The organism is Adlercreutzia sp. (genome assembly GCF_056795635.1).
In genome coordinates this window covers 175385-194349 of sequence record NZ_JBQIIT010000005.1, presented here as the reverse complement: position 1 = coordinate 194349, position 18965 = coordinate 175385, and the positions used below count along the sequence as shown (strand labels likewise).

Sequence of the window (18965 nt, the reverse complement as noted above, 5' to 3'; positions counted from 1 at the left end):
GCCCATGGACCGCCGCTGCACCACCGACGCCAACGCCCCCGCGTCCCGACCGTCGCGCGCCGACCGGCACCCCGAAAGGCCCACAACCGGCATCGAGGCCCTCGCAGGCCCCACCCTCACCTTCCTCGGCACGGGGGCCGGCTGCGGCGTGCCCGCCTTCTTCTGCACCTGCCCCGCCTGCGAGGAGGCCCGGCGCGACCCCCGAGCACGCCGCGGCGACTGCGGCGTGGCCGTGCGCCATCGCGAGACCACCCTCATCGACACGCCGCCGGATCTGCGCCACCAACTGGAGCGCGAGGGCATCCGCGCCGTGGATCGTGTGCTGTGGACCCACGCCCACTTCGACCACCTGGGAGGCCTCGGCGAGCTGGAGTACGCGGTGCGCCTCGGCTCGGGGGCGCCCCTGCCCTGCTTCGCGAGCCCCGGCGCCCGAGAGGGCATCCTCGCCGAGTTCCACTATCTGGAGGACATCCTCGCCTTCCACGAGCTGCTTCCCCGCGCTCAGGTGGCCTTCGACGGAGTGACCTACACGGCTCTGCCCGTGGCCCATGCCCCGGGCACCTACGGCTACCTCATGGAGACGCCCCGCGGCCGCACCTTCTACGCCTCGGACACGGGCCCCTTGCCGCCCGAGACGGCGGAGCGGGTGCGCGGGTGCGATACCCTCATCCTGGACGCCACCTTCTGGGGCCGCAACGGGAGCCCGGCCCACCACCACAGCGTGCAGGAGGCCATTGCCGAGGGGCTCGCCCTGGAGGCGGGCACCGTCTACCTCACGCACCTGGCCATGCACTACGCCGCCCCCGTCACCCTAGCTGCCCTGGAGGATTACCTGGCCCCGTGGGAGGGGCGCATCCGCGTGGCCGCCGACGGCCTGACCATCCCGCTGTAGCCCGCGGCCACCGGAATGGGCACCTCCTTGCCAAGCCTCTCCAGCCGCGCGAAGGGGACGACCCGGAACGACGAGCCGTCCGACGCGCTCGATGCGGAAGCCCGCGGCACCGCCGCAATTTCTTGATATTTGATCTTGTCTAATAGTTGGTATTGACCTATACTATGGCTTGTCTGAAGCACGAAAGCCGGGAGCGTCACGCTCCCGGCTTTTTGTTGTTGAGAAGCCCCAGGGCGATCCGCGGTTGAGCGGCAAGGGCATGGCCCTTGCCCTACGGGGGCCTGCGACCAGAACAAAGCAAGTGCCCCGAGCGATCGGCGGCAAGAGCCCGGGCCGTGGCCCGAACGACCGGCGGCGTTAGGCGGGGAATACGAAGCAGCCGTCCGGGGCCACGGCCACGGGCACCGTCTCGCCGGGGGTGAGCGGCGCGGGCACCGGCACCGTGAGCGTCTGGCCCGCGCAGTCGAGCCGGGCGAGGTAGGTCGCCCCCGCGTACACGTTGCAGCGCACCATGGCCTTGCCCGCGGCCACGAGGGCATCCGCACCCAGCGGGGCGCCCTCGCCGGCAAGCGCGGGCGGTATCGCCCCCGGTCCGGCCTGACACTCCCCCGCCGCATCGACCGAACCGATCCCGACGGCCGCAGCCCCGCCCGCAACGGCCCGACGGGCGTCCTCGGCCGCCGCGCAGCGGCCGTGGCGCACTACGGCCCGCGCCGCGCCGTCGGGCACGCCCGGTGCCGGCAGGCGCACCTCGGCCAAGTGGAAGATTCCCTGCCGCACCTGCCCTTCGAGCACCGAGCAGTCGCCGAAGCAGGCCGCGATCTTCGCCGTGGCCGGACGGGCGAACAGCTCTTCGGGAGGAGCGGCCTGGGCCACGGCGCCCCCATCCAGGGCAACCACCCTATCGGACATCATGAGGGCCTCGCTCGCGTCGTGGGTGACCATGAGGGTCGTGCAGCCCTCCTCCCGCTGCAGCCGCAGCACGAGCGAGCGCATATCGTCGCGCAGGCTCTCGTCGAGGCCCGAGAAGGGCTCGTCCATGAGCAGGGCCGCGGGGCGCGCCGCCAGGGCCCGGGCCAGGGCCACGCGCTGGGCCTGGCCGCCGGAGAGCGTGCGGGGCTCGCGCGGCCCGAAACCGGGAAGCTGCACCCGCTCGAGCAGCTCGGCGGCCCGCGCCGTGCGCTCGCGGCGCCCCACACCGCGCATGCGCAGCGGATAGGCCACGTTCTCCGCGACGGTCATGTGGGGAAACAGCCGCACATCCTGGAACACGAAGCCCAGATCGCGCCTATGGGGAGGCAGGCCGTCCACGCAGCGGCCGTCGAAGAGCACCGCGCCGCTATCCTGCAACAGGATGCCGGCGATCACCTTGAGCACCGTGGACTTCCCCGCCCCCGATTCGCCGAGCAGCGAGACGAAGGCGCCGTCCGGCACCGAGAACGACACCTCCCGCAGCACCGCGCGCCGGTCGCGCTTGCGCTCGCCCAGGGCCAGGGTCAGATCGCGCACTTCCACCTTCACTGCACTCACCCCTCGAAGTAATCGATCTCTTGGGCCGTCCGCTTGCGCAGCAGCACCTCGAACAGGAAGAACACCAGAAGCGTGGCGCCCAGGAACACCACGCCGTAGGCGCTCGCGATGGTTCGGTCGCCGCTCGACAGGTACGGGAACATCACCAAGGCGAGCGTCTTCACCTTCCCCGCCCCGATGAGCAGGGTGATGAAGTACTGGGAAAACGACATGATGTAGGCCATGGAGGCCGCCGAGAGCATGGCCGGCAGCAGCAGGGGAACCGTCACGTGAATCCAGGTGCGCACGGCCCCCGCGCCGCACAGCCGCGCCTGCTCCTCAAGCCGAGTACCCACTGCGTCCAGGGCATCCATCATGATGAGGGCCGCATAGGGCAGCGCCACGATGGCATGGGCGAGCACGACCCCCGCGGCCGTTCCCGCGAGCCCCGCCCGGAGGAAGGCCACCTGCACCCCCATGGCGAACACCGTGGAGGGAATGAGGAAGGGCAGCAGCACCGCGAAGCGGACCGCCTCCCGGCCCCGGAACCGATAGCGGGAGAGCGCCCGGGCGGCCAAGGTGGCCACGACCGTGGTGAGAAGGGCGCAGGCCAGGGCCAGGGCGATGGAGCCGGCGAGCACCGAGCCGGTGTCCCGGCCCGGGCCGAACAGCTCCTCGATGCCCCGGGCCGACCAGCTCTCGGGCAGCAGGGCCGGCCAGGGCCACGAGGCCGTCACCGACCAGAGAACCACCACCGCCAGGGGGGCCAGCACGCACAGCCCCTGCAGGGCCACCAAGGCCCGGGCGGCCCAGCGCGCCCCGCCTCGGCGCCGCGCGCTCATCGGGCCCTCCCCTCCCGCTTGAGCACGGCGAAGTACCCGATGGCGGCCGCGCTCGTCACCACGGCCATCACGCCGTTCAGGGCCATGGCCACGCAGCGGTTCAGAATGTCGGGGTTCTGGAACTCCAGGTAGGCCAGCACGGGCAGGGCCTTGGGCAGGGTGGGCCCCAAGAGGAAGGGCACCTCGTAGGCGCCGAAGGCGAAGGCGAACACCACGAGGAACGCCTTCGCGAGGGCGCCCCGGCACAAGGGCAGCGTCACCGAGAGAAACGCCCGCACCGGGCTCGCCCCCGCCGTGGCGGCCGCCTCGCCGAAGCGGTCGGACACGTGGTCCATGAGCGTCACCGTGCAGAAGGCCACGAACGGTACCTCCTTCCACACGTACACGGCGATGATGCCCCAGCCGGAGGGGGCGCCGACGATGGAGGGGAAGTCGGCGGGGCCCTGCACCAGGCCCAGCCCCGAGAGGATTCGGGGCACCAGGCCCGATCCGGCGAACAGGGACACCATGAACAGCACCACGAGGATATGGGCGCACATGAGGGGAATCTGCACGTCGATGAGGGCGGCGAGGCGCGTCTGGCGCACGGCAACGAGGGCCGCGGCAAGTCCGATGCCGCCGAGCAGCGCCATAAGGGAGGAGACCAGGGCGAGGTAGAGGCTGAAACCCACGGACTCGACCAGATCGGGCCGGGTGAGCACCTGGGCCCAGTAGTCGAGGGTGAAGGTGGTCATCCCCAGAAACGGCATGATGCCGAAGCCCTGCAGCAGGCCGTTGACCACGCCGAACAGGAACACCGCCACCAGCACGAGAGCCGGGGCCAGCAGCAGATAGGGCGCGAGGGCGCGCCGCGCGCGCCGCAGTGCGAGAGCATCGTGCGCCATGGACCGCCTCCTCCTTCCTCTCCGAACCCGTGCGATTCCCGCAACGGAGCGCCCGCCCGGGACGCCCCGCCGCGGGAACCTTGCTAGGCCCCGGCCACCTCGGCGAGCCAGAGCTTCTCCAGCAGGGGGATGACCGGGCCGGCGGCCTCGGCGATGCGGTGGGACAGCAGCTCGTCCAGGGGAATCTGGGTGGATCCCAGGGGCACATCGGCGAAGGCCGCGCGATCCGCTTCGGGAAGCTTGTCCATGGCGAGCACCGAGATGTTCCCGAGCTCCTCGTAGATGGACAGCTGCATCGCCGGCGAGACCACCTCGTTGATGGCCACGAGGGCCGCGGCCTTGTGGGGCGCGTTGGCGGCGATGGCCATGAAGTTCGAGTTGCCCACGGTGCCCGTGTCGAAGATGAACGAGCGGGTGGTCTCGGGCAGCTGACCGGTGTTCACGAGGTCCTGCGGGGCGCCGTAGCCCATGTTCATCACCAGCTCGCCGTCGGCGTACATGGCGGCCATGGTGGCCGAGTCCGCGGGGAAGGTGGCCCCCTCTTTCCACAGGTAGGGGTTCAGGGACTTCAGGTAGTCCAGACCCGGCTGCACGATGGCCCGCACGCTCTCCTCAGTGGGGTCGTCCATGGCGTTCAGCTGCTCGAACGCCTCCTTGCCGATGACACCGGCGATGAGGCAGGAGATGAAGGCCGTGCCGGTGAAGTCGCCCGGCTCGGGATAGGTGACCTGGCCGGCATGGGCCTCGCAGAAGGCCTTGAACGCCTCCATGGTGGTCGGCGGATCGGTCACCTTCGCGCTGTCGTACCACATCTGCATCTGGGCCTTGCCGTAGGGGCACTCGTAGCCCTCGGTGGGGGCGCCGAAGTCGTAGAGCACCTCGGAGCTGTTCCCGTCGATGTAGTCATTGAAGTTCGGGAGGAACTCCGTGAAGGGGCCCCACAGGTAGCCGTTCTCCTTGCAGGAGTAGAAGTTCTCGCCGTTGATCCAGATGAAGTCGATGGTGCCGTCGGTCACGCCGGCCTGCATCTCGCCGGAGAGCTGGGTGAGGATGTCGTTGATGTCCATGCCCACCAGATCGAGGGTGATGTCGTACTTCTCCTTGAGGGCCGGGGCGAGCACCGTGTTGATCCAGGTGTTGCGGGCCTCGTCGCCGCCCCAGCCGTACCAGGAGACGGTCTGGCCCTGGGCCGCCTCGAGCACTGCGTCCCAGTCGGCGTAGTCCACCTCATCGGTGCCCGGCGCCGGGACCCCGTCGCCGCTCGGCGCGCCGCCGCCCGCGCAGCCGGCCAGCGATCCGCCGAGCATCATGAGGGCCGCCGCCGAGGCCGCCACCCCCACGAAGCGCCGCCGCGTCACCGGCACCGCCTGCACCCGGGCGAGCCCCTTCTCGCATTTGTTTTCCATGGTTCCTCCCGTTCCGCTTTCTTGTGTCTATCTCTACTATTTGATTTAGTCTAATAGTAGAGATAGACCTATTCTAGGGAAAAACTGGGGGCCGTCAAGGGGTCGGGCCGTTGCGAATCCGAGCGGTATCGGGAAGCGGGCGCTACAGGAGCTCTTGGATGAGCCAGGGGCCGTACTCGCCGGTCCACATGGCCTCCAGCTGGGCGAAGGTGGCCGGCCAGTCGAAGGAGGCCTCGAAGAGCAGCTCCAGGTACTGGCAAGAGGCGGGAAGGCCGTCGCCTCCCCCGGATGCCGGCGCGCCCTTGAGGGCGCGCGCCGTGGAGGCGAAGGTGTAGGCGCAGGTGGGACAGTTGGCCACCACGAGATCGGCCCCGGCCGCCCGGGGCTCGTCCCTGAGCATGCGCAGGGCCCGCCGCTCGCAGAGGGGCCCGTCCACGAGCGACACGGCTCCGGCAGCCCCGCAGCAGGCTGCCTCGGCGCCGTGGTGGGCGAGCTCCACCATGGGACAGTCGGCGAAGAGGCGCCGCAGCGGGCCGCCGAAGCGCCCGTCGCGGTCGTGGCAGGAGTCCATGAGCGCGAGCACGGGCGCACCCCTCCCCTCCCCCGCCGCTCCGTCCGACGGGAACGGGAGCGGACCGGCGGGGCTTGCCGCGGGCGCCTCTTCCGCGCCCTCCCCCGCCGCGCGGCCGAAGGCTGCGGCGATCTTCTCCGGGCGCGGACGCGCGCCGCCCTCGGCCAGAAGCCGCGGAAGCGCCACCAGCTCGAGCGCCTCGGCGCCGGGAACGGCCTCCCACTCGTCGCGGCAGCCGGGGCAGACGAGCACCACGCGACGGATGCCCGCCTCCACGGCCCGGGCCACGAGCCGGGCGCGGTGGGCGTCCGCCCGGTCGGCCAGGCCGCCGCTGCGCAGGGGGCTCCCGCAGCACTCGGCGCACAGGGCCGCGGCCATGCCCTGGTCTTGCAGCCACCGGAGCACCTCGCGGGTCAGCGCGGGGGCGTAGCTCGCCAGGGTGCACCCGGGGAAGAATAGGGTGTCGCAGCCCTGCTCCCGGGCGGTGTCCAATGACGGCAGGTCGTTGTACCAGATGCCGTGCACGGCCCGATAGGCCGAAAAGATGTGCCACTCCCGATCGACCTGGGTCATGGTGAAGCCGTCCATGGTGGTGACGCCAGCATCGTGGAGGAGCGCCCGCAGGGCCGCGAAGACGGGGCGAGCGTCCACGGCCGTCGGGCACGGGGCGGTGCACAGCGCGTCCATGCAGCAGCGGCGCACGGCGAAGACGAGCGCGGGGCGGCCCTCGGCGAGGGCGGCCACGGCCGCCCGGGCCGCCTCCTCGGTGGGGGCGGCGGCCGCGTCGGCGAACAGCCGGGCGATCTCGCCCACCGACCGCGCGCAGCCCGCCCCCTCGGCGCTCTCCAGCACCTCGCAGCGCGGGATGCACGCGCCGCACTGGATGCAGGCGCTTGCGGCCCCCTCCAGGGTCTCAACAGCGTTCTGCCAGGTCATGGTCGCGTCCTCTCTCAACCGACGGCCGGCCCGGGGCCGTCCGTCCCGTCGTGCACCTTCCCCAGGGGAACCGGGCCGCATTCCCCGCGCAGGTCGCAGCCGTCGCAGTCGGCGGCCACCGTAGGGGCGATGGCGTCCCAGGGAAGCTCCCCGAAGCCGAGCGCCCGGTAGAAGGGCACACTCGACCCGCGGGCCACGAGGCGCAGCTCGCCGGTGCGGGCCAGGGCCTCTTCCACCAGGGCCCGCCCCACCCCGAAACCGCGCCAAGGGGCGCAGGTCACCACAGGGCTCACGTGGGCCGGCCACCCCTCCTCCCGCACCACGCGGAGAAACCCCACGGGCACGTCGTCATCGTTGACGGCCACGGTGACCCCCTCCGCACCGGGCAGGGCGTCCATGCCCTCGGCGGCCGCGTAGCCGCTCAGGTAGGGCAGATCCTCCTTCCGCGCCGGGCGCAGGGAGAACAGCGATGCGGCCATGGCGGCCCTCCTCTCTCGTCGCAGGCCCACCGCCTAGAACGGCGGCAGGTACACCTTGTCCCGGGACTGCGGGATGGCCCGCTTCCCCAATTCGCGCAGGCCCCGCACCACGTCGTCCATGAGGGCGACGGGAATGCCCATCATCATGAGGCTGTCGTCCACGTCCGACGAGGCGCGGCAGCCGTAGCAGCCGAAGGAGATGTTGATCTCGCCGGAGGTGAGCGGGATGAGCGTGGTCTCGACGCACTGGGCATTGTACCCCGAGGCGTGGAAGTCGTGACGGTGGCCGGTGTAGTAGGACGTGGCCATGGACAGCCACATCATCTGCTCGGGCGTCCCGATGACGGCCACGACCTGGGCCTCGCAACGGGCGTCGTCCAAGGGGCAGGTGACCGTGGCCCGCACCGAGCGGGGCGGCAGGCTCGGCCGCTCGGCCACCATGCGCTGGGCCGCCTCCACGGAATCGAGCTTGTGGAACAGGATGTAGAGCTCGCCGGAGGCCAGCTTGGCCGGAATGGGCGAGAGGCCCAGGATGGAGGTGCCGTCGGGACAGGCGTGGCGGTTCACGGGCATCATGAGGGCGCGGCCGCGGCGGGCCGCCATGAGGGCCTGGCAGAAGCGCAGCCGTTCCTCGGGCTGGGGCACCGCGGGCAGGGGCTCGTCGGCCCCGATGAGGGAGACGGCCACGGGATGCCAGCGCAGTCCGAGCACCTCGGTGAGGGTGTCCGCCCAGGCCCGGTACTGCTCGCGCACCACCTCGTCCAAGGGCTCTGCGGGCTCTTCAGCGGCAACCTCGGCCGCTCCGGGCGCGGCCTCGATGCGGATGGCATGGGTCGGGCGCTGGCCCGAGCAGGTCTCGCAGCCCCAGCAGGCCTCCTCGGCCACGGCCACCGGGGCGCCGTCCTCCACGGCGATGACCTCCATGGGGCAGAAGGCGGCGCACAGCCCGCAGCCAGTGCACAGGGCCGCATCGAAGCGCACGCGGTGGCTCACGGCGCTCGTGTCGGCGAAACGGGCCGCCTCCATCACTTCCTGGGCCCCCTCAATGAGGGCGATCTTCTCGCTCATCTTATCTCAGCTCCTCCTTGCACCAGGGGGCGTACACGCGGCGCCCCGCGCCATCGGTCAGGTGGTACGAGCAGAACGGGATGGCCCGCCCGTCGGGCACCGTCACCATCATGGAGCACTCCCGCAGGCGCGCGAGGTCCATGGTGTTGGCGTCCATGTAGTTCATGACGATGACGGACAGCCCGTCGGCCACCGGCACGCCCCGGGCCGCCAGGATATCGGGAATGACCGAGCCCTGGGGGCTGTCCGGCGAGAAGCCGGCGCGGTACTCGTCCCAGGCCAGCACCCGCGAGGCCGGGTAGAAGCCGCTCTCGTGGTAGCGCTCGGCCGGCTCGCGGCGGTCGCGCACGAGGAACAGCCCCGTGTCGCACAGGGGGTTCGAGCAACCGAGCGGCCAGAAGTCCCGCGGCTCGATGAGACCGGCGGACTGCTCGGCCATCTTGAAGATGACGTCGCCGGCCGTGAGCGCGTTCGCGCGGTCGGCCTCGAAGCGGCCCGAGGTGAAGACCGGCTGTAGGGCGAGCCCCGCCACCACGTCGGCGTTCTCCAGGGCGAAGCGCAGCAGGTCGCCGAGCTGGCCGTCGTTGACGCCGGCGAGCACCGCCACCGAGAGCACCACCTGGATGCCCGCCGCCCGGCAGCGCTCGATGGCCCGTAGCTTCACGTCGAGGATGTCCCGGCCGCAGGTAGCCGCGTACACGTCCCCCGTCAGGCCGTCGAAGGACAGGTACACGCCCGTGAGCCCCGCCTCCACGAGCGATTCCACGTAGCCCGCACGGCCCGCGATGACGAGCCCGTTGGTGTTCACCTCGATGCCCCAGAAGCCGCGCTCGCGGCCGAGGCGGATGATCTCGGGCAGATCGGCGCGGCAGGTGGGCTCGCCGCCGGTGAGCTGCACGGCCCCGTCGGTGCCCACGGCCTCGGCGATGACCCCGTACATGGCGTCGATCTCCTCCAGGGTCGGATCCCCCGTGGGATCCTCGGCGCTCATGAAGCACACCGGGCAGTGCAGGTTGCAGGCGCGGGTGACCTCGATTTCCAGCAGGGTGCCCCGCCGCTCGTGGCGGGCGCAGGTGCCGCAGCCCGTCGGACAGGGGCCCGCGCAGGGCCGGGGCGCGGCCGGCGGCGTTTTGGGAAGGGCCCGCGACTGGAGCCAGCGGTAGTGGTCGGCGTCGGGCCAGATGCGCGTGCGCGTGGCCCCGTGCTCGGGACAGGTGCGCTCCATCCACACCGCGCCTTCCCCGTCGGCCGATACCGTCGCCGGCAGCGGCGCCAGGCACACCGGGCACAGCGCCTCGGTCTCCTCGATCAGTGTCATCTCCATTATCATCCTCTCTTCACCTCACTTTCCCTACAAAGTCAGCGAGGTTCCGACCGGCGCCTGGCATCGCCTTGAAGCGCGGCCGAGCAGCCTTCGACTGCAAGGGAAAGCACTGAATGGCAAGGGCAGGCGCCGGTCGGAACCGCAGCGTCGGCTAGTCCGTTTGTCCGTCAGGACGAACGGAATCAATGTACTGCCGGGGGTCGTGGTTCTCGTTGGGAGGCGTGGTCACGCGGAAGTTCATGAAGTCGATCCAGTCGAGCACCCGACGCGGCACGAACAGCCCCTGGTGCGGGGCCGCCTCCTCGATGGCCCGCAGGCACGAGATGGCATGGGCCAGATCGGTGCCCTCGTCGATGTCGGCCACGGGGGCCAGGTAGGCCGAAGGGGCACCGCTGGCCCGCAGCTTCTCCACATAGGCGTCCAGGGCCGCCTTGCCGCCGGTGTTGTAGTAGACCCCCTGGTTGTCCAGGGGCGTGGCGGCGCTCCAGCCCACGAGCGAGGTGCCGCACTCCTGGCAGGGCGCCTGCACAAAGCCCGGCGTGCCGAGGGCATTGAAGTAGTCGAGCCACTGGAACGCCTGGATAATGTGGTCCTTGGGCATGGTGGGGATATCGCCGCCCACCGAGACCACCGACTCGTAGCCCAAGGCGAACAGCTGGGAGAAGGCGTCGTCGAAGTGGTCGTCGAAGGTGGCGCCGGCGTCGGCGAGGTAGTGCACCTCCATGGGCCAGGGCCCGATGGCGTCGAAGGTCTCGCGCATTACCTCCACGTTCTCGGCCGGGGTGGTGGACACGTAGAAGTCGTAGGTGATGCGATCGGCCGCAGGGTCGGCCGCCGCGAGGGCATCGTTTTCCGCCTGTAGCTCCAGCAGGGCGTGCATGCACAGCTCGCTCACGTCGTACAGGCTGCGGCGGAAGAACTCGGCGGCCTGCTCGTCGGTGAGAATGCCGCCGCGGGAGCGCGTCAGGCGCGTCTTCACGAAACCGGGAATGGGGGGCTTGCTGAAAATGAGCACCGCGTGCTTTTTCGTCGCCATGGGAGTTCCTTTCTACGAGATGGCGTCATCGCCACATTCAACAGGGGAAGGAGCGGGGACCTCGCCATCGGCGCCCGAAGCGCGCCCCGCCGGCCAGGTGAGGGCCTCGTCGCTGCGGCGCAGGTCGCAGGGGATGGCGTTGTAGGACCAGCTGCCGATCAGGGGCTCGCCGATCTCGCAGCGGGTCAGGTTGTTGGCATTGGACTCGAAGGCCCCGCCGAGCCGCTCGTCGGCGCCCCACTCGGGATGCCACCAGCCGTAATCGACGCTCACCACATCGTCGCGCATGGGCGCCACGGCCAGCACGAAGCGGGCCGTCCCGGCATCGGTCGCAACCTCCACGCCGTCGCCGACGCACAGCCCCAGCCGCTCCGCGCAACGCGGGCTCACCGTGGCCTGCGGCGCGGGATGCGCCCGGCGCAGGCGCCCGTGCTCGAAGTACATGGAGGCGTTGTAGGGCTGGCGGCGCGCCCCGGTGATGAGGGTGAGGGACCGCGCCGGCGCCTTCGGGCCGCCGATGGCGGGACCGGGCAGGCGCGGGCCGCCGAAGCGCGGCAGCAGCTCGCTGGCCAGCTCGATCTTGCCCGTCGTCGTGGCGAAGCCGGCCGGGTTGCCGGCACCGTCGCGCCGCTCGTGCTTGCCGAACGCGGGCGCGGGCCAGTAGGTGCCCGCCTCGCAGAACGCCTCCCAGGTAAGGCCCGCGGGCGCCAGCTGGGCGGCGAAGGCCTCCTCCAGCGTCGCGTGCGGCCACGCCCCGTCCTGGCCGAGCCGCAGGCCCAGGGCGCGGAATACCTCGTAATCGGTGCGACGCTCGTAATAGGGCGCCACGGCCGCGGGCCCCCCGTAGGCGGCATTGGCCACGCCGCCGTGCACCTGGAGCACTGGGCGCTCCAGGGCGCCGGCCACAGGCAGCACGTAGTCGGCGAGCATGGCCGTCGGCGTGAGCCGGTACTCTAGCACCACGAGCATATCGAGCGCCTCGAGGGCCCGGCGCACGCGGGGGGCGTCCCCGTAGGTGATAAGCGGGTTGGTGGCCTGCACGATAAGGGCGCGCACCGGGTAGGGCCGGCCGTGCTCCATGGCGCGGAGCACCAGGTCGGGATGGGCCGATGCGAGATAGCGCAAGGGCGGCGTGCGGCCGAGCCGCTCGGTGAGGGCGCGCACTGCGTCGTAGCCGGCATAGCTCTGCAACGGCGTGCGATGCGCCCCCAGGGGCGCCCGACGGCAGGCGTCGGGCATCGCGTCGCTCATCTCCATGGCCATCTCGGTGACGAAGTCCGGGGCCTCGGCCAGGACGCAGGCACCGGGCCGATCGACGTTTCCGGTGATGGCCCGCAGACAGCACAGGGCCCGGTGGGTCGGGGCGACGGCCTCGCCCGTCTGATCGATGCCGCGGCCCGACACGAGCGCCGAGGGGCCGGCCGCGAACAGCCGCGCGGCGCGGCGGATGTCCTCGGCGTCCACACCGCACGTCACGGCCACGGCCGCCGGCGCGAAGGGGGCCGCCGCGGCGCGCAGCTCGGCGAAGCCGTGGCACCAGCGCTCTACGAAGGACTCGTCGATCAGGTTCTCGGCGATGATGACGTTCAGCAGCCCCAAGGCCAGCACCCCGTCGGTGCCGGGGCGCACGGGCAGCCACACATCGGCGATCTCGGCCGCCTCGGTGCGCCGCGGGTCCACCACCACGAGCGCCCCCTCGCCGGCGGCGTAGGCGCGGATATGCTGCCAGAAGGCCGAGTTGTCCGACTGGGCCGGGTTCGTCCCCCACAACACGAGGCAGCCGGTCAGCCCGATCACGATGTCGGGCTCCACGGTCCAGCCGAAGGTGACGAGGTCCATCCAGATGCGGGGATTCCAGCAGATCTGGCCGATGCCCATGTTGTTGGGGGATCCGAAGAGGTTCATGAAGCGATGCAGGGGCCAAAACGACGCATGGGGCCCTCCGATGGCGCTCGCAACCGTTTCCGGGCCGCTCTCGGCGGCCAGCTCGGCCAGGCGGGAGGCGATGTCGTCCAGCGCCTCGTCCCAGCCCACGCGCTCCCAGCGCCCGCTTCCCCGCTCTCCCACGCGGCGCAGGGGGTAGTTCACCCGGTCGGGGGCGTCCAAGGCGGCGATGTTCAGGGGCCAGCGGGGGCAGGAGGCCATGACCGCCGCCCCATAGGGGTAGCGGGCCGGGTCGGGGCGCACAGCCGTGACGCGACCATCGGCCACGGTGCACAGCAGAGCGCAGTCGTAGCCGCAGAACTGGCAGTTCGAGGGCACTTCCACCGTCGCCCCCATCAGAGTTGCTCCCCTCGGGGCCCAAGGGCGATGAAGGAGCGCCCCTCCCCCGCCGCCGGGCCGTCGCCGTCTTCCAGCAGGAAACGGACAGCCAGGGGCCGGGCGACGGCGCGCCAATCCAGGGGATATTCGCACAAGAGCTCCAGGTAGTGGACGACGGGCAGCCCGTCCTGGGCCAGAGCCAGGGAGGGGGCGCAGCTCATGCAGGCGCACAGCAAGCCGTCGGCACCGAAGGAGGCGGCCACCTCGGCCCGCCGGGCCCCTTGGGAGAGGGCGGCGTCGAAGCGGCCGGCGGCCCGGGCCGTCGAGCCGCAACAGCGGGAGGCCGGGGCGCGGTTCTCGTCGATGAGCATCGCCGGCGGCAGGAGGGCGCGCACGCCCCGGCCGAAGCCGTAGGCGCCCCGGTCGGGACACGAGTCGTGCACCCACAGGCGGCAGGGGCGCCCCTGCGCTACCCCCTTGGCCGCCAGCACCGCGGCGGCCGCGGCCGGGTCGATGGCGCAGCCGGCCTGTGCCAGGGCCGCGGGCAGCGGCACCACCTCGGCGACGGGGCCGTCCCCGCCGGCCAGGGCGGCAGTCAGGGCCGCGGCGCAGTTGGGGCAGGCCGCGACGATGCGCTCCACCCCGGCGGCGGCAACGGCCGCCCGCAGGCGCCCGTCGGCAGCGGCCCGACGGGCTGTGCCACCCTCCTCGAAGTCGAGTATCTTCCCGCAGCACAGCAGCGAGACGCCCTCGGCGATGCCGGTCTCGGCCAGGTAGTCGCCGAGCACCGCCGCCAGGGCCGGGGCGTAGGTGAGCAGCGAGCAGCCGGGGAAGAAGATCGCCCGGGGCTTTCCGGCGCCCGCTCCCCTTCCGCAGACCCGGGCCCCCGCGCCGTCTGCCCGCAGGGCGATCCGGTGCCCCGTCAGGGCATCGTCGAAGTACAGCTCGTCCACGGCAGACCTCCTCTCTTCTCACGGCTCAACCAGGGGACGCGCGAGAGATGACCCCTCGCGCGTCCCCGCGCCGACCGCGCCCTCCCCGCGCGGCCGGCACCCGCGGGCCCGAGGGCCCGACGGCTTCCTAGTACTTGTTCTCCCCCTGCTTCCACGCGGTCATGAAGCGGGTATCGCTGCTCTTCAGGCGCTCGTAGTAGCGCTCCTCCCCCGGAATGGGGGCGCGCTCGTCGGAGTACACGCACAGGTAGCGCAGCAGCAGACCGCCGCAGAGCACGAGGATGGGGGCGACCACCTCCGAGGCGGCGGTGCCGGCCCCGGCGAGGTAGAGCGCCAGGGGCAGCAGCAGGCCGCCGCCCACCATGCCGCCCCAGAACAGCGGCGCCGTGCGGCCGCGCACCCAGCGGGCAGCCACCTTCTGCGCCGTCACGTTGCCGGCGCCGTAGAAGCTCAGGACCATGACGAGCAGCACCACGATCTCGGCGATGACGAGCACGATGTCCACCTCGTGCACGATCTCGCGGATGAGCTCCTCCACGAGCAAGCCGAGCCCGGCGGCGTCCACCGCCCCGCCCAGGGACAGGGCGATGGCGGCGCAGGCCGTGGAGAGGGCCGACACGGTGAACAGCACCGGCAGCGCCGGGGTGGCCCAGAACGCATGGGCCTTCAGGGTGGACAGCATGACGCCGGTGTAGACCATGATGCCGAAGCCCGCCACGCCGGCCAGGCCGATCATGAGGGAGCGGACGGGAGCCAGCAGGCCGGCCAGGCCGGCCGCCCACTGCCAGCCCAGCAGGGGCAGGTAGCTCGCCCACCACACGAAGCCGCAGATCATGGCCACCGTTAGGAGCACCGCGCCCCACTTGATGATGGCGGTCTTAGTGGTGAACACGCGCCAGAACACCGGGGGCTGCCCCAATTCGAACACGAGGAAGAAGCAGCCGAGGGCCAGGGCGGCCAGGGCGAAGAAGACCGGTGCGAAGAACAGCGGGCCGGCGCCGGGGGCCACGATGAGGTCGAAGACCGAGGCGAGGAAGAAGATGCCGCCGCCCAGGCCGCCGAGGAACAGGTAGATGACAATGGGCGCTTCCCAGTAGTGATGCTTCATCGCGCACCGCCTCCCATCTCAGGAATGTAGTAGATCTGCGGGTCGGTGCCCAGCTCGGTGAACAGGCGCTCGGTGTGGGTGGTGTTGATGAGCTTCGACACCTCGCTGTTCGGGTCGTCGATGTCGCCGAAGACGCGGGCTCGCTGATGGCAGGTGGCCACGCAGTAGGGCTCGGCGGCGGGGTCGGCGGCGCGGCGGTCGCGGCAGAACGTGCACTTGCGGACGTACTGATCGAAGCGGGGCACCACGTGGGACACGTCCCTCATGCCGTAGGGGCAGGCGTTCACGCACACCTTGCAGCCCATGCACTTCGCGTAGTCCACCCACACGGTGCCGTCGTCGTCCTGCTGGCTCGCGCCGGTGGGGCAGCACGGTACGCACTCGGGGTTGGCGCAGTGCATGCACTGGGTGGGGGTCCAGGTGCGGTACACCTCGGGGAAGGTGCCCTTCGTGCCCTCGGAGACCACGGGGTTGTAGATGATGTCCAGGGGAAGGTCGTTCCAGGTGCGGCAGGCGACGGTGCACGACTGGCACCCGATGCAGCGGCTCTGGTCGACGACCATGACATAGCGGGTCATAGCGCTTAGGCTCCTTCCTCGTCGCTGGCGGCGCCGGCCTGGGCGGCCGCGGCCTCCTCGGCGACGATCGGGTTGTACTCCATGTCGTAGCGCGCGCCGGTGGCCTCGTCCACCAGGTTGCCCGTGGCCCCGTCGTAGAGCCAGCCGTAGTAGGCGTCGTGGTAGGCGCCGGTCTCGGGGTCCACGAGCCAGCCGGAGGCCGGGTCGTACACGTAGGGCCGATCGGCCAGCTGCGCGAAGCCGCCCTCGGCGTTCCACGTCAGCTGCTCGGGCACCTCGTAGGGGGCCGCGGGGCCGGGATAGCAGCGCACGCCGCCGCGGAAGACGACCTCCTCGCGGTCCATGGTGTAGCACGTGCCCGTCTCGTCATCCACGAGCAGCTCGCTGTCGGGGTCGTAGCGCCAGCCGGTATAGGCGTCGTGGTAGCCCTTGGTGCGCGGGTTCACGAGCCAGCCGGACTCGTCCAGGCGGAAATGGGTGCCCTCCTGGTACAGCTGGCCGTTCTGCCACACCCGGTAGAAGCCCTCGGGGGCCTCCTCGCAGGCCGGGGCCTCGAAGGGAGCGTGGGGCCGGGCCATCTTCTGGTCGCTCGGCATGACGGTGACGCCGGGCTCGGCGGCCGAGCCGGGGATGGACCACTGGGCGTCGGCGGCCTTGTACTCGTGGTCGAGCTCGGTGCAGCGGTACACCCGGCAGAGCAGGCCGCGGTTGGCCCAGCTGCCGCCCATGGGGTCGCAGTCCTCCACGTCCACCGAGGTGAGCACGTTGGTGTTCGACTCCAGGCAGCCGAAGGGGTTGGACAGGTCGGCCGAGCCGTCGCGCTCGGGGAACCACCAGCCGCGGGGCACGTACACCACGCGCGGGTGAATCTCGGGGCTCACGTTGGCCCGCATCTTGATGCGGCCGCGGCGCGTCTCGATCCAGCACCAGTCGCCCTCGGCGATCCCGAGCTTCTCCGCGAGCTCCGGATTCAGCGTGTAGTAGGGGTCGGGGTACAGGTAGCGGATGGCCGGCATCTGGAAGTGCTCGGAGTGGTGGTAGGGCATGAAGCCGCCGCCCGTGGTGAGCACGATGGGATACCGCTCGGCCACCTCGGGGTCGTCCACTTCGTTCTCGGAACAGCCCATGTAGGTGGGCATGCCGGGGTACCCCAGCTCGCGCAGGATGGTGGAGTCGCACTCCACCTTGCCCGAGGGGGTCCAGAAGCCACCGTTGGCCACGAACTTGTTCTGGTGCAGCGGCGGGTAGTACATGCGGAAGTTGTCCACGAAGTCCTCGTAGCAGCCGATGGGAAGGCCCAGGGGCTCAAGGATATGGTAGTAGGCCTCCTCCTCGGTCTCCCAGGGCCACATCTTCTCCGGCTGGCCGCAGGCCAGGCCCAGCTTGCGCCAGAACACCATGTCGGTGTGGCGGTCGTAGAGGGGCTGGATGGCCCGCTTGCCGCCGAGGAAGGAGTCGGTGGCGCCGTAGTGGGTCACGATGGTGGGGCGCTCCAGGGCGCCGGCGGCCGGGAACACGTAGTCGGACAGAAGCGCCGTCGGCGTCATCCAGTACTCTACGGTCACGAGGAACTCGCAGCGCTTCAGGGCCTCCAGGGTCATTTTCGCGTCGCCGTAGGAGTTCACCGGGTTGGTGGCGTTCACGATGAGGGCGCGCACCGGGTAGGGGTCGCCGGTGATGATGGCCTTGAACACGCTCGGGCCGTGGGCCTCGCAGAACCACTCGGCCGGCAGCGTCTTGCCCCAGGTGCGCCGCGCGTTGTCGGAGATGAGGGTGTAGCCGGGCCAGCTCGTCAGCTTGAACTTGTCGGAGCCGATCTGCTTGGCCTTCTGCTCCTCGGGCAGGCACTCGTTGGCCTCCATCTCCTCGTCGGTGAGGAAGTTCAGCGCCGGGCCCGGCATGCCGTCGCCGCCGGGCACGTCCAGGTTGCCGCAGACGGCGCGCATGAGGGCGAGGGTGAGGCTCGTGGTGGTGGAAGCCGTGCCGAGCTGGTCCCAGGTGCAGCCCCACTGGATGCAGCCGGGGGTGTTGGTGGCGTACATGCGGGCCGCCGTGCGAATCTGGTCGGGGGTCAGCCACGTCAGCGGCGCGGCCCATTCCGGCGTGTAGTCGCGCACGTGCTCGCGCAGGGCATCGAAGTCCTGGCACCAGTCGCGCACGAAGGCGAAGTCGTAGAGGCCCTCCCAGATGATGGTGCGCAGCATGGCCAGAGCCAGGGCGGAATCGGAGCCGGGGCGCAGGGGCAGCCACAGGTCGGCCTTGGAGGCGGTCTCGGAGAAGCGCGGGTCCACCACGATGATCTTCATGCCGGCCTTCTGCAGGTCGGTGTAGCCGCGCATGGCCCCCAGCGACGACGCGCCCGGGTTCATGCCCCACAGCATGACGACCTTGGCCTTGCCCAGGTCGGTCTCGAAGGGGGACCAGCCGGCCACGCAGGTCTCGGCCATGAAGGTGGGAATCCAGCACAACAGCGCGTTATGGAACCCGTTGGGGCTGCCGAACTGGTTCATGAAGCGGCGACGCGCCCAGTCGTCGGTGCGGGTGGTGCCGCCGGCCGTGGCCACGGCCTCAGCGCCGGACTCCGCCTTGATCTGGTTCAGGCGCTCGGCCACCTCGGCGATGGCCTGGTCGTAGGGAATCTTCTCCCATTTTCCCTCGCCCTTCTCCCCCACGCGCTTGAGGGCGTGGTTGATGCGGGCCGGGTGGTTCAGATGCAGAAGGGCGCTGTTGCCGCGGCAGCACAGGCCGCCCTGATTGGCGTAGTTCGGGTCGCCCTCGATCTTGATCACCTCCCCGTCCTTCACGTAGGCGAGGACGCCGCAGTTCGCATGGCAGAAATAGCACAGCGACTTGCGCATCTCGACGCCGGGGGCGTGGATGTCAATCTCGTTCCCCATCGATAACTCTCCTCTTCTCTCATCCGTCACGGGATGGGGCCGGCGCGACGGTCGGCCCGCGAACAGGCCTCGATCCGAGCGCTGACCGCGGCTGCCCGAAAGGGGGCGCCGTTGGAGTTTCGGACATCCGATGCCTAGAACTAATAGTAGGTGCTATCTATATTAGATGCAATCAACTATGTGCAGGTGCCTGTTGAAACTTTTTACTACGGCGGACAAC

General features: G+C 70.8%; 15 protein-coding genes. 1 reads left to right on the top strand and 14 read right to left on the bottom strand.

The genetic code is table 11. From position 1 onward, the window contains the following. The first annotated feature begins 4 nt into the window (after window positions 1–4). Complete coding sequence (locus ACTOXK_RS05015; RefSeq protein WP_482278150.1) at window positions 5–892, top strand: MBL fold metallo-hydrolase; 888 nt, start codon at window positions 5–7, stop codon at window positions 890–892. A 357-nt stretch (window positions 893–1249) separates the two neighbouring features. On the opposite strand, the gene ACTOXK_RS05010 is transcribed toward ACTOXK_RS05015, so the two are convergent. The 14 genes from ACTOXK_RS05010 to ACTOXK_RS04945 form a co-directional block, all read right to left on the bottom strand. Beyond that, on the bottom strand, window positions 1250–2413 hold the full coding sequence (locus ACTOXK_RS05010) for an ABC transporter ATP-binding protein (RefSeq protein WP_482279864.1): 1164 nt from the start codon (window positions 2411–2413) through the stop codon (window positions 1250–1252). Window positions 2414–2418: 5 nt separating this feature from the next. Beyond that, complete coding sequence (locus ACTOXK_RS05005) at window positions 2419–3243, bottom strand: ABC transporter permease (RefSeq protein ID WP_482278148.1); 825 nt, start codon at window positions 3241–3243, stop codon at window positions 2419–2421. Then, entirely contained in the window at window positions 3240–4127 is an 888-nt protein-coding gene (locus tag ACTOXK_RS05000; protein WP_482278147.1) for an ABC transporter permease, read from the bottom strand. Before ACTOXK_RS05000 ends, ACTOXK_RS05005 begins: the two co-directional genes overlap by 4 nt. 83 nt (window positions 4128–4210) lie before the next feature. Continuing rightward, a complete protein-coding gene (locus ACTOXK_RS04995; RefSeq protein ID WP_482278146.1) occupies window positions 4211–5533 on the bottom strand; it encodes an ABC transporter substrate-binding protein in 1323 nt (440 codons plus the stop codon). A 142-nt stretch (window positions 5534–5675) separates the two neighbouring features. After that, a complete protein-coding gene (locus ACTOXK_RS04990) occupies window positions 5676–7040 on the bottom strand; it encodes a heterodisulfide reductase-related iron-sulfur binding cluster (protein WP_482278145.1) in 1365 nt (454 codons plus the stop codon). Between the two features lie 14 nt (window positions 7041–7054). Continuing rightward, on the bottom strand, window positions 7055–7519 hold the full coding sequence (locus ACTOXK_RS04985) for a GNAT family N-acetyltransferase (protein WP_482278144.1): 465 nt from the start codon (window positions 7517–7519) through the stop codon (window positions 7055–7057). Between the two features lie 33 nt (window positions 7520–7552). Beyond that, window positions 7553–8587, bottom strand: a complete 1035-nt coding sequence (locus ACTOXK_RS04980; protein WP_482279863.1) for a DUF169 domain-containing protein — start codon at window positions 8585–8587, stop codon at window positions 7553–7555. A gap of 1 nt (window position 8588) precedes the next feature. After that, window positions 8589–9911, bottom strand: a complete 1323-nt coding sequence (locus ACTOXK_RS04975) for a radical SAM protein (protein WP_482279520.1) — start codon at window positions 9909–9911, stop codon at window positions 8589–8591. 151 nt (window positions 9912–10062) lie between these two features. Beyond that, window positions 10063–10947: a TIGR04282 family arsenosugar biosynthesis glycosyltransferase gene (locus ACTOXK_RS04970; RefSeq protein WP_482278141.1), complete on the bottom strand. Its 885-nt coding sequence runs from the start codon at window positions 10945–10947 to the stop codon at window positions 10063–10065. Window positions 10948–10959: 12 nt separating this feature from the next. Further along, the gene (locus ACTOXK_RS04965) at window positions 10960–13227 is read right to left on the bottom strand and encodes a molybdopterin-containing oxidoreductase family protein (RefSeq protein WP_482278140.1); all 2268 of its coding nucleotides are present in this window, start codon (window positions 13225–13227) and stop codon (window positions 10960–10962) included. Further along, a complete protein-coding gene (locus ACTOXK_RS04960) occupies window positions 13227–14162 on the bottom strand; it encodes a heterodisulfide reductase-related iron-sulfur binding cluster (protein ID WP_482278139.1) in 936 nt (311 codons plus the stop codon). The genes ACTOXK_RS04965 and ACTOXK_RS04960 overlap by 1 nt, the downstream gene beginning before the upstream one ends. 127 nt (window positions 14163–14289) lie before the next feature. Beyond that, window positions 14290–15270 carry an NrfD/PsrC family molybdoenzyme membrane anchor subunit gene (gene nrfD, locus ACTOXK_RS04955; RefSeq protein WP_482278138.1) on the bottom strand — a complete coding sequence of 327 codons (981 nt, stop codon included), beginning with the start codon at window positions 15268–15270 and terminating at the stop codon, window positions 14290–14292. Next, window positions 15267–15848 (bottom strand): 4Fe-4S dicluster domain-containing protein, encoded by a 582-nt coding sequence (locus ACTOXK_RS04950; RefSeq protein WP_482278137.1) that lies wholly within the window; start codon window positions 15846–15848, stop codon window positions 15267–15269. Before ACTOXK_RS04950 ends, nrfD begins: the two co-directional genes overlap by 4 nt. Window positions 15849–15853: 5 nt before the next feature. Beyond that, window positions 15854–18745, bottom strand: a complete 2892-nt coding sequence (locus ACTOXK_RS04945; protein ID WP_482278136.1) for a molybdopterin-dependent oxidoreductase — start codon at window positions 18743–18745, stop codon at window positions 15854–15856. Window positions 18746–18965 lie beyond the last annotated feature (220 nt).